This window comes from Burkholderia sp. MR1-5-21 (assembly GCF_053427715.1).
Window position 1 is genome coordinate 1 of sequence record NZ_JBSAXD010000146.1, and the last position, 347, is coordinate 347.

General features: G+C 60.8%; 1 protein-coding gene. It reads right to left on the reverse strand.

Annotated features, from left to right (window positions below; all coding sequences use genetic code 11):
* On the reverse strand, positions 1-347 hold a 347-nt coding region (locus tag ACV229_RS40810), incomplete at both ends, for a serine hydrolase domain-containing protein (protein ID WP_448088694.1).

Consider the following 347-nt stretch of genomic DNA (forward strand, 5'->3'; position numbering starts at 1 on the left):
GGCCAGCCGGGTGGCGGGTTGAGCGCCAGATTCGACGTCTGGTCGATGGCCATGTCCGCGATGCCTTGCGCGGAGACGATCCGCGTGCCCTGAAACACACCCTGATCGATGAACATCTGCGCGAGGTTCATCATGTCGGACGGCGTGGTGTTCAGGCCGCCGGAGCCGTATGCATTCAGGTATTCGAGCCCGAAGGTCTTGCCGGCGAAGTATGGGTATGCGAATTCGCCCGAAGTCGGTGCCGTGGTCAGGAAACCGGAGTTCGTCATCTTGAGCGGCGCGAGGATGTTCTGCTGGACGAACGACGCGTAACTCGTATTCGTCACCGCTGCGACAACCAGTTCGAA